Genomic DNA, 951 nt, shown 5'->3' on the forward strand with positions numbered 1-951 from the left:
TCTATGCTTTTCAGACAGAACTGCTTCCGCTAAAAGAAAATCATACTAAATAAATTCAATACTCCAATTCATATCATCGTTGGGAGTCTAGCAGGTCGCAAAGCAAGTTGGCAAATCTCTCAATAAGGGATCCCCGTTATTTTGCATGAAATGCAGCTCCAAAAAAACCTGATGCTCATAAAACCGATAAGCTTGCAAAACTGGTCTGTTTAAATTCGTTCCGTTCTGATGATTCCTCAAAAAATGCCGTAAGCCTTCTACATACTGAAATACCATTAGCAAAATCCTTGATTATGAAGGCTGCAGATGCCAATAAGATACCAGCAAGAAGCGCACTTGCTATTGATCGCGATGGATTTTCAAAAACTGTTACGGCAGCACTCGAAAATCGCCCTCTTGTCACTATAAAACATGGAGAAATTCAAGAGATTCCTGAGGATTGACCTCACATTATCATTGCAACGGGTCCTCTTACCTCACCAAAACTCGCTACAGCAATTCAAACAATAACTGGAACAGAAGTACTTTCTTTTTTTGATGCTATCACGCACCTATACCGGATAGTATTGACATGGATATTTGTCGGAATCAACCGCGCTATGATAAAATCGGTTCTGAGCCAACAGGAAAGGATTATCTTAATTGTCCCCTTATAAAGAACAATATGAAGGCATTTGTTCAAGTGTTGAAAAATGCGAAAAAAACAGAATTCTGTGACTTTGAAAAAACACCCTATTTTGATGGGTGCTTACTACCCCAATCGAAGTTGTGGCTGAGCGTGGACTTGAAACCCTCAAGCATGATTGCATAAAATCTATGGATTTAACCAATGCTTATAATCCCACAGTTAAAGTTTATGCCCTTGTCCAATTACGCCAAGACAATAAGCTTGAAACCCTCTTACAATATGGTCGGCTTTCAAACAAAACTGAAATATTGGGAACAAATTCG

Annotated in this window: 1 pseudogene; it reads left to right on the forward strand. The window is 38.8% G+C overall.

From position 1 onward, the window contains the following. Positions 1-42: 42 nt before the first annotated feature. Positions 43-951 (forward strand): annotated as a pseudogene (gene trmFO, locus ACFIK8_RS10275) (methylenetetrahydrofolate--tRNA-(uracil(54)-C(5))-methyltransferase (FADH(2)-oxidizing) TrmFO); the annotation flags it as partial.

Source organism: Bartonella sp. MR168JLCBS, assembly GCF_042194175.1.